This is a genomic window from Brevundimonas sp. EU05-FHT14B11 (assembly GCF_058790835.1).
Genome location: NZ_JBYTCY010000001.1, coordinates 901,878 through 915,552, shown reverse-complemented (window position 1 = coordinate 915,552; position 13,675 = coordinate 901,878). Strand labels below are relative to the sequence as shown.

General features: G+C 70.1%; 13 protein-coding genes. 7 read left to right on the top strand and 6 right to left on the bottom strand.

Annotated elements, in window-relative coordinates:
- The first annotated feature begins 164 nt into the window (after nt 1-164).
- Entirely contained in the window at nt 165-1,490 is a 1,326-nt protein-coding gene (locus AC3WRV_RS04590; RefSeq protein WP_492312320.1) for a pectate lyase family protein, read from the top strand.
- Here the strand turns inward: AC3WRV_RS04590 and kduD are convergent.
- Nucleotides 1,487-2,242: a 2-dehydro-3-deoxy-D-gluconate 5-dehydrogenase KduD gene (kduD, locus tag AC3WRV_RS04585; protein ID WP_492312319.1), complete on the bottom strand. Its 756-nt coding sequence runs from the start codon at nt 2,240-2,242 to the stop codon at nt 1,487-1,489. The genes AC3WRV_RS04590 and kduD overlap by 4 nt on opposite strands.
- Nucleotides 2,243-2,443: 201 nt before the next feature.
- Here kduD and AC3WRV_RS04580 point away from each other — a divergent pair, with 201 nt between their 5' ends.
- Nucleotides 2,444-3,103, top strand: a complete 660-nt coding sequence (locus AC3WRV_RS04580) for an RpiB/LacA/LacB family sugar-phosphate isomerase (RefSeq protein WP_492312318.1) — start codon at nt 2,444-2,446, stop codon at nt 3,101-3,103.
- 20 nt (nt 3,104-3,123) lie between these two features.
- Here the strand turns inward: AC3WRV_RS04580 and AC3WRV_RS04575 are convergent, their stop codons facing one another.
- The 5 genes from AC3WRV_RS04575 to AC3WRV_RS04555 form a co-directional block, all read right to left on the bottom strand.
- Complete coding sequence (locus tag AC3WRV_RS04575) at nt 3,124-4,596, bottom strand: serine hydrolase (protein WP_492312317.1); 1,473 nt, start codon at nt 4,594-4,596, stop codon at nt 3,124-3,126.
- Nucleotides 4,597-4,687: 91 nt separating this feature from the next.
- Complete coding sequence (locus tag AC3WRV_RS04570; RefSeq protein ID WP_492312316.1) at nt 4,688-5,914, bottom strand: M56 family metallopeptidase; 1,227 nt, start codon at nt 5,912-5,914, stop codon at nt 4,688-4,690.
- Nucleotides 5,911-6,276 carry a BlaI/MecI/CopY family transcriptional regulator gene (locus AC3WRV_RS04565; RefSeq protein WP_492312315.1) on the bottom strand — a complete coding sequence of 122 codons (366 nt, stop codon included), beginning with the start codon at nt 6,274-6,276 and terminating at the stop codon, nt 5,911-5,913. The genes AC3WRV_RS04570 and AC3WRV_RS04565 overlap by 4 nt, the downstream gene beginning before the upstream one ends.
- Before the next feature lie 70 nt (nt 6,277-6,346).
- Nucleotides 6,347-7,390, bottom strand: coding sequence for a LacI family DNA-binding transcriptional regulator (locus AC3WRV_RS04560; RefSeq protein ID WP_492312314.1), 1,044 nt, complete (start codon nt 7,388-7,390; stop codon nt 6,347-6,349).
- Between the two features lie 60 nt (nt 7,391-7,450).
- The gene (locus tag AC3WRV_RS04555; protein ID WP_492312313.1) at nt 7,451-8,818 is read right to left on the bottom strand and encodes a pectate lyase family protein; all 1,368 of its coding nucleotides are present in this window, start codon (nt 8,816-8,818) and stop codon (nt 7,451-7,453) included.
- Nucleotides 8,819-8,948: 130 nt separating this feature from the next.
- Here AC3WRV_RS04555 and AC3WRV_RS04550 point away from each other — a divergent pair, with 130 nt between their 5' ends.
- The 5 genes from AC3WRV_RS04550 to AC3WRV_RS04530 are packed head-to-tail and all read left to right on the top strand — an operon-like array spanning nt 8,949 to nt 13,674.
- Nucleotides 8,949-9,764: a 2-keto-4-pentenoate hydratase gene (locus AC3WRV_RS04550; RefSeq protein ID WP_492312312.1), complete on the top strand. Its 816-nt coding sequence runs from the start codon at nt 8,949-8,951 to the stop codon at nt 9,762-9,764.
- Nucleotides 9,761-10,750 (top strand): TRAP transporter substrate-binding protein, encoded by a 990-nt coding sequence (locus AC3WRV_RS04545; RefSeq protein WP_492312311.1) that lies wholly within the window; start codon nt 9,761-9,763, stop codon nt 10,748-10,750. Before AC3WRV_RS04550 ends, AC3WRV_RS04545 begins: the two co-directional genes overlap by 4 nt.
- A gap of 40 nt (nt 10,751-10,790) precedes the next feature.
- Nucleotides 10,791-11,300, top strand: a complete 510-nt coding sequence (locus AC3WRV_RS04540) for a TRAP transporter small permease (RefSeq protein ID WP_492312310.1) — start codon at nt 10,791-10,793, stop codon at nt 11,298-11,300.
- Nucleotides 11,301-11,302: 2 nt separating this feature from the next.
- Nucleotides 11,303-12,583, top strand: coding sequence for a TRAP transporter large permease (locus tag AC3WRV_RS04535; protein WP_492312309.1), 1,281 nt, complete (start codon nt 11,303-11,305; stop codon nt 12,581-12,583).
- Nucleotides 12,580-13,674 carry a sugar kinase gene (locus AC3WRV_RS04530; protein ID WP_492312308.1) on the top strand — a complete coding sequence of 365 codons (1,095 nt, stop codon included), beginning with the start codon at nt 12,580-12,582 and terminating at the stop codon, nt 13,672-13,674. Before AC3WRV_RS04535 ends, AC3WRV_RS04530 begins: the two co-directional genes overlap by 4 nt.
- The last annotated feature ends 1 nt before the right edge of the window (nt 13,675 follow it).

Below are 13,675 nucleotides of genomic sequence, written 5' to 3'. Positions count from 1 at the left end.
CCGGTCTATCTGTTTTTGCGGTCCGACATCGCTGGCCGTTCCGTTTGACACCGGTGTCATATTCGTGCGGAATGCGCCCTGACACCGGTAGCAATCACGAGCCTAACCTGATGATCGGCGTTTTCGCAAGCGGCCTTCGACACAAAGCGGTCACAGGCTTCGCCGTGACGCTGTTCGCCGTGTCGCTTGGGGCACACACGGTCTCGGCCCAGGCCCGGCCCGAGCCGGTCGTCGCCTTCCCCGGCGCGGAGGGCGCGGGGCGTCTGGCCTCGGGCGGGCGCGGCGGCGCGGTGCTGCGGGTGACCAACCTGAACGACGCCGGTCCCGGCAGCCTGAGGGCCGCGGTCGAGGCGGACGGTCCGCGCACGGTCGTGTTCGACATCGGCGGGACGATCCGGCTGGAGACGCCGCTGCGCATCCGCCGGGGCCGCATCACCATCGCCGGCCAAACCGCGCCGGGCGGCGGGATCACCCTGCGCGACCACGCGCTGATCGTGGTCGCCGACGATGTGGTGGTGCGCCACATCCGCTCGCGGCTGGGGGACGAGAGCCGCATCGAGTCGGACGCCGTCACCATCGAGCGCGGCCGCCGCATCATCCTGGACCACGTCTCGGCCTCCTGGTCGGTGGACGAGACCCTGTCGGTCGGCAGCCGCTACGACCCGCCCGAGCGCGGCGTCTACGACGTGACCGTGCAGTGGTCCCTGATCGCCGAATCGCTGAACCGGTCGGGCCACGCCAAGGGCGATCACGGCTATGGCTCGCTGGTGCGCGGCGGGCACGGCGCGCGCTTCACCTTCCATCACAATCTGTGGGCCGCCCACCGGGCGCGCATGCCCCGCCCGGGCAACTACAATCCGCCGTCCGTCGATCCCGAGGGGCCGCGCTTCGAGTTCCGCGCCAACGTCTTCTACGACTGGGGCGGGTCGCATGCGGGCTACAACGCCGACACCGAAAGCCGCTCGGCCTACGCCTTCATCGGCAACGCCTACATCCCAGGCCCGGACTCGGCCGGACGCTGGGCGTTCGAGGAATCCAATCCGCTGGCCAGGGCCTGGTTCGAGGCCAACAGCATGGACGGCGCGATCCCCGCCGACCCGTGGACGCTGGTCAAGGATTCAGGCCGGCCCGACTATCGCCTTCCCGCGCGGCCCGACTGGGCGGAGGCGGCGGCGGAGACGCCGGAGGCCGCGGCGCTGGCGGTGCTGGACCGGGCGGGCGCCGGCCGGGTGCGCGACGCCGTGGACCTGCGGATCGTCGCGGGCGTCCGCGGCCGCACGGGCAGGATCATCGACAGCCAGAGCCAGGTCGGCGGCTGGCCGGAGCTGGAGGCCGGAACGCCGTGGATCGACCGCGACGGCGACGGCATGCCCGACGACTGGGAGCAGGCGCACGGGCTGGATCCGGCCGACGCCGCCGACGGCCCGGCTGATCGGAACGGCGACGGCTTCACCAATCTCGAGGACTGGTTGAACGCGTTGGCGGGCTAGCGCGCCAGCCAGCCGCCATCCACCGCCAGCACCGTGCCGTGGACATAGGCGGAGGCGTCGGACGCCAGGAAGACGGCCGCGCCGCCGAGGTCGGACGGGTCGCCCCACCGCCCCGCCGGAATGCGGGCCAGGATGTCGCGGTTGCGCGTCTCGTCCGCGCGCAGGGCCTCGGTGTTGTTGGTCGAGAAATAGCCGGGCGCGATGCCGTTGACGTTGATGCCCCTGGACGCCCATTCGCACGCCAGCAGGCGGGTCAGCCCGGCCAGACCGCTCTTGGACGCCGTATAGGACGGCACCCGGATGCCGCCCTGGAAGCTGAGCATCGAGCAGATGTTGATGATCTTGCCGCCGCGCCCGGCGTCGACCCAGGTGCGCGCCACGGCCTGGCTCAGGAAGAAGGCGGTCTTCAGATTGGTGTCGATGACCGCGTCCCAGTCGTCCTCGGTGAAGTCCAGGCTGTCGTTGCGGCGGATGATGCCGGCGTTGTTCACCAGGATGTCGACCGCGCCGACCGCGTCCACGGCCTTGGCCACGACGTCGGCGATCGGGGCGATAGTGGACAGGTCCGCCGGGATGGCGTGCAGGGCGCGGCCGGCGGCCTGCACCAGGGCGGCCGTCTCGGTCGGCGCCGAACGGCCGACGGCGACGATATCCGCTCCCGCCTGCGCCAGACCGACGGCGATGGCCTGACCCAGTCCGGTGTTGGCGCCGGTGACGAGGGCCGTGCGGCCCGAGAGGTCGAAGGGGTTCATTTCAGTGGACCTCACGAGGGGCGGACACAGCGCCGGTCAGGAGGATTTCGCACGAACGCGCGCTCGTCGACATGCTTTCCCTCCCCGGCTTGTCTGATGCAGATTGAATGCATAGGTAACCGGTGTCATAATCCGATGCAAACGGGGACTGGGCTGGAGCCGACGCGCCGCTCCGCCCATTGTCTCCACCGGAGGAACGCCATGAAAATCGCCCTGATCATCGAGAACAGCCAGGCCGCCAAGAGCGAGACGGTCCATGCGGCCCTGACCGCGGTGGCCGAGCCCCTGGGCCATGAGGTGTTCCACTACGGCATGTACACGCCCGAGGATAAAGCCTCTCTGACCTACGTCATGAACGGCCTGCTGACGGGGATCCTGCTCAACTCCGGCGCCGCCGACTTCGTGGTGACCGGCTGCGGCACCGGCACGGGCTCGATGCTGGCCGCCAACGCCATGCCGGGCGTGTTCTGCGGCCTGATCATCGACCCCACCGACGCCTTCCTGTTCGGCCAGATCAACGACGGCAACGCCATCGCCATGCCCTACGCCAAGGGCTTCGGCTGGGCGGCCGAGCTGAACCTGCAGGACGTCTATCGCAAGCTGTTCGAGGGTGAGCGCGGCCTGGGCTATCCCAAGGAACGCGCCGAGATCATGCGCAAGAACCGGGGCGTCCTGAAGGACCTCAAGGCCGTCGCCTGCCATGACATGCTGACCGTCCTGAAGACCGTCGATCAGGACCTGCTGAAGGCCGCCGTCGCGGGCGAGCGCTTCCAGGAATACTTCTTCGCCAACGCCACGGACGAAGGCATCCGCGCCTACATCAATGGCCTGGTCCAAAGCCCCGCGCTCGAAACCGCCTGAGACCGGCGAAAGGTCGCGCCTCAGCGAGGCGGGCCGGCGCGCAGCTCGGCCAGATGCCGGGCCGCGCTGGTGTTGGCCGGGTCCAGCGCGACGGCGCGCGCATAGTGGACCGCCGCGCCGCCGTCGTCGCCGTTGACCAGCAGGGCCTGGGCCAGGCTGTCATGGGCGTTGCCGCTGTCGGGATAGCGATCGGCCGCCAGGCGGAAGACCTGCAGCGCGTCACGGGGGCGGCCGGTGCTGAGCAGGCGGTAGCCCCAGTCGTTCAGCTCGGCCTCCGGCCAGATCAGGCCCGGATGGCCCTGCTCGATCGCCGAGGCGGCGGCCATGACCTGGTCATAGCCCCCCTCCTCAAGCGCGATGCGCAGCGCCGGCACGCCGGCCAGGTCCAGATCGGGGGCGTAGATCGAGGCGATCTTGTCGATCATGTCTTCCGGATACGAACCGGTGAGATTGGTCAGGATGACCACCCCGACGCCGTCGTCCGGATAGAGGGAGACCGCGGCCCGGCCGCCGCCGGTCATGCCCACCGACCGATGGGTTCCGCGGGCCAGGACCTGCCATCCGAGTCCCCATTGGCCCTTGCTCCCGTCGTTGAAGGCGACCGGGGTCCATAGCGTCTCCAGGCTGGCCGCACTCAGGATCTTCCCGTCCTGGAGGGCGATCAGCCACCGCGCCAGGTCGCCGGCCGAGCTGTTCAGGCCCGAGGAGGCGCGGCGGAACGGCAGGAACCGTTCGGAGACGGCCGTCATGACGCCGGGGTTCGTGGCCGAGGCGGCGCGATAGCCGGCGATCATCGGCCCGCCGAGGGTCCAGCGATAGGTCGGAGCCCGGTTCGCGATAACGGAGTAGGCGTCGCCATAACGGGTGTCCGCCATGCCCGCGATGGCCAGTTGTTCCTCGGCCAGGGGCGCGTCCCGCGCCCGGCCCTCGAGCTGGTTCACCACCCGCTGGATCAGGGTGTAGTTGGTCTGGCAGTAGTTGAAGCGCTCCCCGGGCGGGAAACGGATGTCCTGGGCCAGGACCCAGGCCCAGGCCGCAGCCGCATCGGTCTCCACCGTGGGCGCGCGCAGGACGTCGGGCAGGCCGGACGTGTGGCTGAGCAACTGGCGGATGGTGACGGCGCGCCAGGCCTCGGGCAGATCGGCCAGGTAGCGGTCGACCGGCGCCGAAAGGTCCAGCCGCCCCGCCTCCACCAGACGCATGGCGGCGACGCCGGTGAAGGCCTTGGTCACGGAGTTGATGGCGAAAACGGTGTCCGTGGACACGGGAACGCCGAACTCGATGCTGGCGGTTCCGTAATGGCGCTCAAGGACCAGCCGGCCGTCCTTGACCACCGCGACGGCCAGGCCCGGGATCTGCAGCCGCTGCATCTGCATCTGCAGATACCGATCAACCTGCTCCGTCGCATCCGCCGGTCCGGCGCCGTTCTGGGCGGCCGCCGCCCCTGGAACGATCAGCGCGATCGCGATTAGCGCCCGTCGAAGGATGCGCATCAGGCGCGAGGATCCGGCCGGGCGGAGTCCGCCCGTCGATAGAATCTGCATGGTCGGTTGTCCTGCTGGAGACGGCCGCGAAGCGGCGTGGTCAGGGCGCGAGCGAGAGGGATGCGCGGATGGGGCGGCCGCGGGCCCGGGCGGCCTCGGCCGGATGCTCCATCCGCCACCGGCTTCTGGCCAAGCCGATCGCCCGTCGTCGGGCCAGATAGTCGGGGGAGGTGCGGTCTTCATCTACCGAGGGCGTCGGTTCCGCGGCGACGGCCCGGGCGGTGAGGCGCTGCGTCGCTGGTGTAGGCACGGGTGCGGGCGACGCACGGTGGCGAGACGGCGGCCGGCGAGCCACCGACGGGGCGCTGTCCGGCTCAGGCGCCGGCGACGCCGCGGGGGATGGGGCGGGTTTCGGCCGGGCCGCCGCCGATACGATGGCCGCCACGCCATCGGCCCCGCTGATGCTGATCGGGGCGGTCGCCGCCAGGGCCAGGATCACGGCGGGGGCGAGGGACGCCGCCGCCCATCTCGGCGAAAGACCGGCGGGCCGGGTCAGGGCGACCAGCCTCTGCTTGATCAGGTCCGCCTTGCTCAGCGCGCAGACCGGGCTGACGCCGCCGGTCCGGGAGGCGCTCGCGATCAGCCTGCCGTAGGCTTCAGGGGACATGGGCGAGGCGGCGATGACGTCCCGATCGCAGGCCAGCTCCTGATCCAGCCGGAACAGGCGGTAGGCGTGGTGGGCCCACGGGTTGAACCAGTGGATCGACAGCGCGACCAGGGCGACGAAATTCGAGGCGATGTCGTGCCGGCGATGGTGGGCGCGCTCGTGGGCGAGGGCCAGCACGCGCTGATCCGGGTCGAACCGCTGACGGAAGTTCAGCGGCAGGAAGATGCGCCGCTTCCAGATCCCGGCCGCCACGGGCCCGGTCACGAAAGCGCTGGTCCGCACCGCGACGCCGTCGAGGGTCTCGTCCGGGCCGACGACCGCCGCCCCGGCGCGCTGCATGAACCGGACATAGTCGAACAGCCCCCGAACGAGATGGACCAGGGCCCCGGCCGCCCAGAGCACGACGAGCATCTGGACCAGCGCGTCAGGCCGAACGATCTGGGCCGCGACGCCTGTCGCCTCCTCCCCGAGGGCGGCCACGGCGGAACTGTGCACGCTCCAGGCCGGCATCGGCGGAAGCCCTAGCCGAACGACGGGCAGCAGCCACAGGCCATAGGCCATCCGGGGTCCCAGACGGCGCAGGACCCAGGGCCTGACCAGCAGGACGACGGCGCCGAGAACCGTCGAACCGAGCAGGGCCTGAAGCAGCCAGTCGGTCATGATTTCAACGACCGCAGCAGCGCCTCGATCTCGGCGAGGTCCCGATCGGACAGTTGATCCTGTTCCGCCAGATGGGCGACCAGCGGCGCCGCCCGACCGCCGAACAGGCGGTCGATCATCCGGCGCGACTCGGTGGCGAGAAAGGCGTCCCGGGTCAGCAGCGGCGAGTAGAGGAAGCGGCGCCCCTCGCCCTCGTGCGACACGGCGCCCTTGGCCACTAGCCGGGCCAGCAGAGTCTTGACCGTGCTGGCGCTCCAGTCGCGGGATGGTTCGATCCGGTCGATGATGTCGGTCGCCGAGAGCGGGGCCTGACGCCACAGCACCTCAAGCACCGCCTGCTCGCCTTCACTGATCCGTTCCATCGGACGACCTTCAACTACATCTGTAGACGATCTTGCATCTACATCTGTAGTCGTCAAGAACCTTCGGTCTTCAGCCCCTCGGCGGTGCGGTCGATTCCCGCACGATCAGCGATGGATCGACCTCGGGCTGGACCAGCGTCGCGGGGTCCAGTCCACGCAGGCCGGCCGTCAGCTTCTCGGCCGCCATGCGGCCCATGTCGCGGATGGGCAAGCGGACGGTGGTCAGGTTGGGCCAGACGCGCGAGGCCATGGGCAGGTCATCGAAGCCGACGATGGACAGGTCGCCGGGCACGTCCAGGCCGGCGTCGCGCGCGGCCTTCATGACCCCGATGGCCATTTCGTCGTTGCCCGCGAAGATGGCGGTCGGCGGCTTGGCCATAGCCAGCAGGCTCTGCGCCGCCTCGGCTCCGGACTCGAAGGTGTAGGCGCCCGCGCGGACATAGGCGTCGTCCATCGACAGGCCATGCTCGGCCAGCCCCTCGCGGAAGCCCCTGCCCCGCTCGAACGACGAGCGGAAGGTGTCGGGGCCGGAGATGAAGGCGACCCGCGTGTGGCCCAGCTCGGCCAGGTGACGCGCCGCCTGGGCCGCGCCGCGGCTGTCGTTCGTCACCACCATGCAGGCCGGTTCGTCCAGCGACACCGAGGCGATGCGGACATAGGGGCAGTCGGCGTCCTTGAGGATCTCGATGACCCGGTCATCTTCCGACACCGACGGCGGCATGACCACGCCGAACAGCTTCTGGCGCACGACGAAGGCGCGGACCTCGTCCAGGAAGGTCGGCGAGGCGCGGTTGCAGGGATGGACGACCAGTTCCAGGCCCGCGCCGCGCACGGCGTCCAGCACGCCCTGCTGCATGTTCACGACGTAGTTGGGGCTGGGGTTGTCGTAGATCATCCCGACCAGGAAGGACCGGCGGAAGGCCAATCCCCGCGCCTGCGGATCAGGGCTGAAGCCATGCTCGGCGATCACCGCCTCGACCCGCTTGCGTGTCTCCTCCTTCACGAAGGGGGAGTTGTTGATCACACGCGACACCGTCTTCTTCGACACCTCGGCCAGGCGGGCGATGTCGTTGATGGTGGCGGGCTTGCCGCCGGGTCGCTTGGTGTCATTCACGCGTCAAGTCTCTCTGGCCGAACACCGTCCTTAAACTGAGCCGTGTCCCGTGTCAGCGGCTCAGGTGTGGTTCCTCGACGCGGGGCGGTCCAGGACCTCGTCGCGCAGGGGCGTCATGAAACGCAGGTCCCAATCGTCGGGATTGAAGGGTTTGCGGGTCGCCTCGCGGATCGGCGGATAGCCGCCGACCTGCCGCTCATGGTCGATGATCTGGCCGCGGCCCTCGGCGACTTCGGCGACCAGCAGCACGTCGCGCATATCGCGGTCCCACGGGCGGGCGCCGGCCTGCGACAGGACCGCGACCTGCACCTGCTCGGCCGGAATGGGGGTCAGTCCCTCCCACCAGACCGGCGGACGGCGGGTCTGGATGATGCGGGCCGGGGCGGTGGTGTAGCGGCCGAACATGCGGATCGGCTCGCCGACCTGGTCCACGGCGATGTTGTCGCGGCCGTAGTATGCCAGATCCCCCGCCCCGCCGATCATCAGGAAGGCCAGGTGATCGGTCGGGGTCGACGGCCCGGCGCGCAGGACGTTGCCGATCGCGGTCATCTTGCCGACCTCATAAGGGTGATCCAGCCACTCCTCGGGGGCCAGGTTGTAGTGCAGGGCGCGCGGCCCCGGATTGTAGATCAGGTTGTTGACGATGACCCCGTGCACCCCGCCCTTGAACAGCGGGCTGCGCTCATAGTTGTGAGCGTACAGGTTGCCGATGATCAGCAGGCCGGTGACGTTGTCGTGGATCAGCGAGCCCTTGGAGTGCTCGCCCTTGGCGTGGGTCGAATAGGCCAGGCTCTCGGCGATCAGATTGTTCGAGAAGGTGATGTCGTGGCTGGTTCCGGCGCGCCATTCCTCGGGCGTCGCGCCGGTAAAGCGCGGGCCGGAGGCGGACAGGTTCTCGTCCGTGCCCCACTCCAGGCTGCAGTGATCGACGATGACGTTATACGCCGCCTGGGTGGAGATGCTGTCCTCGTCCCAGCCGCTCATCCAGCCCTGTTCCGCCGAACCGGGGCGAATGCGGATGTGCTGGACGATCACGTCATGGCCGCCGATGTCCATGCCGCCGCGGATGAGGGTGACGCCCGGCGAGGGCGCGGTCTGGCCGGCGATGGTGATGAAGGGGTTGGTGATCTTCAGCGTCCTGCGGTTCAGGTCGATGACCCCGCCGACCTCGAACACCACGATGCGCGGACCGTCGGCCTCGATCGCCTCGCGCAGGGAGCCGGGCCCCTCCCCGTTCAGATTGGTCACGCGGATGATCCGTCCGCCGCGTCCGCCGGGCGTCCGCGCGGCCCAGCCCAGGGCGCCGGGGAAGGCGGGAAGCGCGGCCTCGGCCGGAGTCGATGTGGGCGATTGGGCGAGACCGGCGGACGGGGCCGTTACCGGCAGCAGGAACGCGGCCGCCAGGGCGGCCAGACGGGCGAGGGTCATGTTTCCATCCTTTAGCCTGACCGACTGTGACCGCGGCCTTGTGCTGAAAGCGCCGCCGGACGGGCGTCGCCGGATTCAAATTGACACCGGTTTCCTTCCTGCGCAATGTCCACTGCAAATGGGAGGCGGCGTGAGCCACGCACACGACAATTCAAGCGGTTCGCCGATCGCGCGCGCCTTCACCGACGCCCGACGGACGGCGCGGGCCGTGCCGTCCTATCCGGGCGCGCACCCCGACTCGCTGGAGGCGGCCTACGCTGTCCAGGACGAGGCCATCGCCCTGTGGCCGGACCGGATCGCGGGCTGGAAGCTGGGCCGGATCAACGCGCCGTGGGACGCCCGCTTCGGCGTCGGACGCCTGGCGGGACCGATCTTCTCGAAGGCCGTCTGGGCCGCCGAGGCCGATCGCCCGACGCCCTTCGGCGTGATCGCGGGAGGCTTCGCCGCCGTCGAGGCCGAATATGTGATCGAGCTGGCTGAGACCGCTCCCGATCGCGACGACTGGACGGCCGGGACCGTCGCCACCCTCGTGAGCCGGGTCTTCACCGGCGTCGAGATCGCGGGCAGCCCCTTCCCCGGCATCAACGACCACGGCCCCGCCGTCACCGCCTCGGACTTCGGCAACAACGCCGGCCTGATCCTGGGCGCCGAGATCGCCGACTGGCGCGAGCGGCTGGCGGGCCTGACCTGCACCACCGCCATCGACGGCGCGATCGTCGGCGCCGGCGGCGCCGCCTCGATCCCCAACGGCCCGCTGGACTCGCTGGCCTTCCTGCTGAACCTGTTGCACCGCCGGGGCCGCCGCCTCGAGGCCGGACAGCTGATCTCGACGGGCGCCGCCACCGGCGTGCATCCGATCGCCATCGGCCAGTCGGCCGTCGCCGACTTCGGCCCGGACGGCCGGATCGCCTGCGTGGCCATCCCGGCCGTGGGAGACGCCAGATGAGCCTGACCCGCCGCACCCTCGCGCTCGCCGGGATCTCCGGCCTCGGCCTCGCCGCCTGTTCGCCGCGCGCGACGGGCGGGCGCACGGTGCTGAACGCCGTCGACGTCCACCCCGCCGACTACCCCACCGTCGCCGCCGTCAAATGGATGGGCGAGGAGCTGGGCCGACTGACCGGCGGCCGCATCGGCATCCGCCAGTTCCCGGCCGGGCAGCTGGGCACCGAGGACGACTCCATCGGCCTGACCCGCTTCCAGGCGGTGGACATCTGCCGCGTCGCCGTAGCCGCGCTGAACAACGCCTTCCCCGAGACCCGCCTGCTGGCCCTGCCCTATGTCTACCGCGACGTCGCCCATGTGCGGGCAGTCATTGACGGGCAGATTGGCGCCGAGCTGCTGAACGTGTTCGAGGGCCGCGACCTGGTCGGCCTAGCCTACTACGACGCCGCGCCGCGAAGCTTCTACAACGTCCGCCACCCGGTGAGCGAGCCGGGCCAGATGCGCGGGCTGAAGATGCGCTCGCCGCAGTCGGACATCTTCCTGGACTCCATCCGGGCCATGGGCGCCAACCCGACGCCGCTGACCTTCGGCGCGGTCTTTTCGTCGCTGCAGACCCATCTGATCGACGGGGCCGAGAACAACTGGCCCAGCTATCAGTCCAGCCGCCAGTTCGAGGTGGCCCGGTACTGGAGCCAGACCGAGCATTCCTTCGCGCCAGACGCCCTGCTGATGTCCAGGGCCAGCTTCGAACAGCTGACGCCCGCCGACCGCGACCTGGTCCGCGACGTGGCCCGCCGGTCGGTGCAGGTCATGCGTGTCGCGTGGGACAAGCGGCAGGCCGAGGCCCGGGCGACCGTGCTGGCCGCCGGGGTGCAGGTGAGCGAGGTCGACAAGGCCGCCTTCGCCGCCACGGTCCGCCCGGTGCTGGACAAGTATCTTTCCGAGCCGCGTCTGCGCGCGCTCCACGAACGTATCGCAGCGGTCGCCTGAACGGCCGCGCACACCCTATCGGCGCTCAGGGAGGGCCCGAATGTCTGAATCCCGACGCGGTCTGACCCGCGCGCTCGACGGGCTGGCCGTCTTCGTCCTGGGACTGGCGGGAGCGGCGCTGGTCGCCATGGCCCTGATCCAGGCCTGGCAGGTGTTCGCCCGCTATGTGCTGAACGACAGCCCCGGCTGGACCGAGCCCCTGGCCCTTCTGCTGATGAGCTTCGCCGTCATGTTCGGGGCCGCGGTCGCCGTGCGGCGCGAGACCCATTTCGCCTTCCAGACCGTCCTGCACGCCCTGCCCGGACGCCCCCAATGGCTGCTCAAGTCCCTGTCGCGGCTGATCGCAGCGGCGTCCGGCGCGGGCCTGATGGTGCTGGGCGGGACCCTGATGATCGACGAGTGGCCGGTCACCATGGCGGGCGCGCCCCTGCCTGCGGGCCTGAAGTTCGCGGGTCTGTGCGTCGGCGGATCGCTGATCCTGCTGTTCTCGATCGAGCGTCTGCTGACCGGCGACTACCACGCGCCCGAAACCACCGAAGCCGGGGACTGACCATGGAGTACATCATCCTCTTCGGCCTGCTGGCTGTGCTGCTGGTCATCGGCGTGCCGGTTGCCTTCTCGCTGCTGGCCGCGACGCTGGCGACGGTGCTCTACCTGGCCTTGCCGCCCATCGTGGTGTTCCAGCAGATGGGGTCCGACATCACCTCCGTGGCCCTGCTGGCCATCCCACTGTTCATCTTCACCGGCGAACTGATGATGAAGGGCGGCCTGTCCGACCGCATGATCGCCTTGGCCTCCTCGATGGTGGGCCATGTTCGCGGCGGCCTGGGCCAGGTCACGGTCGTCGGCTCGACCCTGTTCGGCGGCGTCTCGGGCAGCGCCATCGCCGACGTCTCGGCCATCGGCGGCACCATGATCCCGCAGATGCAGAAGCGCAGCTATGACAGCGACTACGCCGTCAACGTGACCATCTCGGCGGCGCTGGTCGCCCTGCTGGTGCCCCCGTCGCACAACATGATCCTGTACTCGGCTTCGGCCGGAGGCGGGGTGTCGATCTCGGACCTGTTCGCGGCCGGAATCATCCCGGCGGGCCTGCTGGCCGTCTCGCTGATGATCGTCTCCTATGTGATGGCGCGCCGCCGCGGCTATGCGGCCGAGCCCTTCCCCGGCTTCCGCGTCGTCGCCAGCCGGCTGGTCGCCGCCATTCCCGGCCTGCTGCTGGTCGGCATCATCTTCGGCGGCATCCGGGCGGGCATCTTCACCGCGGTGGAAAGCGCGTCGATCGCCGTGGTCTACGCCACCGTGATCACCGGCATCGTCTACCGCCACATGAAGTGGGACGCCTTCAAGGCGGCCTGCACAGGCGCGGCGCGGACCTCGGGCGCGGTGCTGTTCATCATCGGCTGCGCGGGCGCCTTCGGCTGGCTGATGGCCTATCTTCAGGTGCCGTCGATGATGGTCGGCCTGCTGCAGACCCTGACCGACAACCCGATCCTGATCCTGCTGCTGATCAACGTCATCCTGCTGATCCTGGGCACCTTCATGGACATGGCGCCGCTGATCATCATCTGCACCCCGATCTTCCTGCCGGTGGCCAAGGCCTTCGGCGTGGACCCGGTGCAGTTCGGCGTCATCCTGCTGCTCAACTGCGGCATCGGCCTGATCACCCCGCCGGTGGGCTCGGTGCTGTTCGTGGGCAGCGCCATCGCCAAGGTGCCGATGACCCACAGCCTGCGCTCGATCTGGCCCTTCTATCTGGCTTGCACCGCGGTGCTGATGCTGGTCACCTTCGTACCGGCGCTTTCGCTGTGGCTGCCCTCGCTGCTCAAATGACCGATCTGAAGGGCCTGAAGCCCGCCGCGGACTGCCGCTGGGACGCCGTCGCCCTGGGCGAAGTCATGCTGCGGCTGGACCCGGGCGAGGGCCGCATCCGCACCGCCCGATCCTTCCAGGTCTGGGAGGGCGGCGGCGAGTACAATGTGGCGCGCGGCCTGAGGAAGACCTTCGGCCTGAGGACCTCGGTCGTCACCGCCCTGCCCCGCACCGAGACCGGGGCGCTGGTCGAGGACCTGATCCTGCAGGGGGGCGTGGACACGTCCCACATCCTGTGGCGCGAAGCCGACGGCGTGGGCCGCAACACCCGGGTCGGGCTGAACTTCACCGAGCGCGGCTTCGGCGTGCGCGGGGCGCTGGGCTGCTCCGACCGGGCCAATTCCTCAGCCTCGCAGATCCGGCCGGACGAGGTCGACTGGGATGCGCTGTTCGGTTCGGAAGGCGTGCGCTGGCTGCACACCGGCGGCATCTTCGCCGCCCTGTCCGAGGCCACCGCCGAGACGACCCTGGCCGCCATCCGCGCCGCCAAGCGGCACGGCGTCGTGGTCAGCTACGACCTGAACTATCGCGCCAGCCTGTGGTCCAGCCATCCGGACCCCGACGCCGCCCGCCGCGTGAACCGCGAGATCGCCGGGCTGGTCGATGTGCTGGTCGGCGACGAATACGCCTACGCCTCCTGCCTGGGGATCGAGACGGCGGACCGCCGCGCCGATCCGGCGGACAGCCGGCCCTTCGACGCCCTCGTGGCCCGTCTGGCGAAGGAGCTGCCGAAGGTGCAGGTCTTCGCCGCCACCCTGCGCGACCCGGTCTCGGCCTCGGTCAACCGCTGGGGCGGAGTGCTGTGGCTGGGCGGCGAGCGCTACGCCACGCCGGTCAGCGAGGTCGCCGTGCTGGATCGGGTCGGCGGCGGGGACGGCTTCGTCTCCGGGCTGGCCTGGGCCTTCATGAGCGGACTCGGGCCGCAGGCGGCGGTGGACTTCGGCACGGCACATGGGGCCATCGCCATGACCACGCCCGGCGACAACGCCATGACCTCGCTGGCCGAGGTGCAGGGACGGGTCGAGGGCAAGGGCGCCGCCGCCGTCCGCTAGA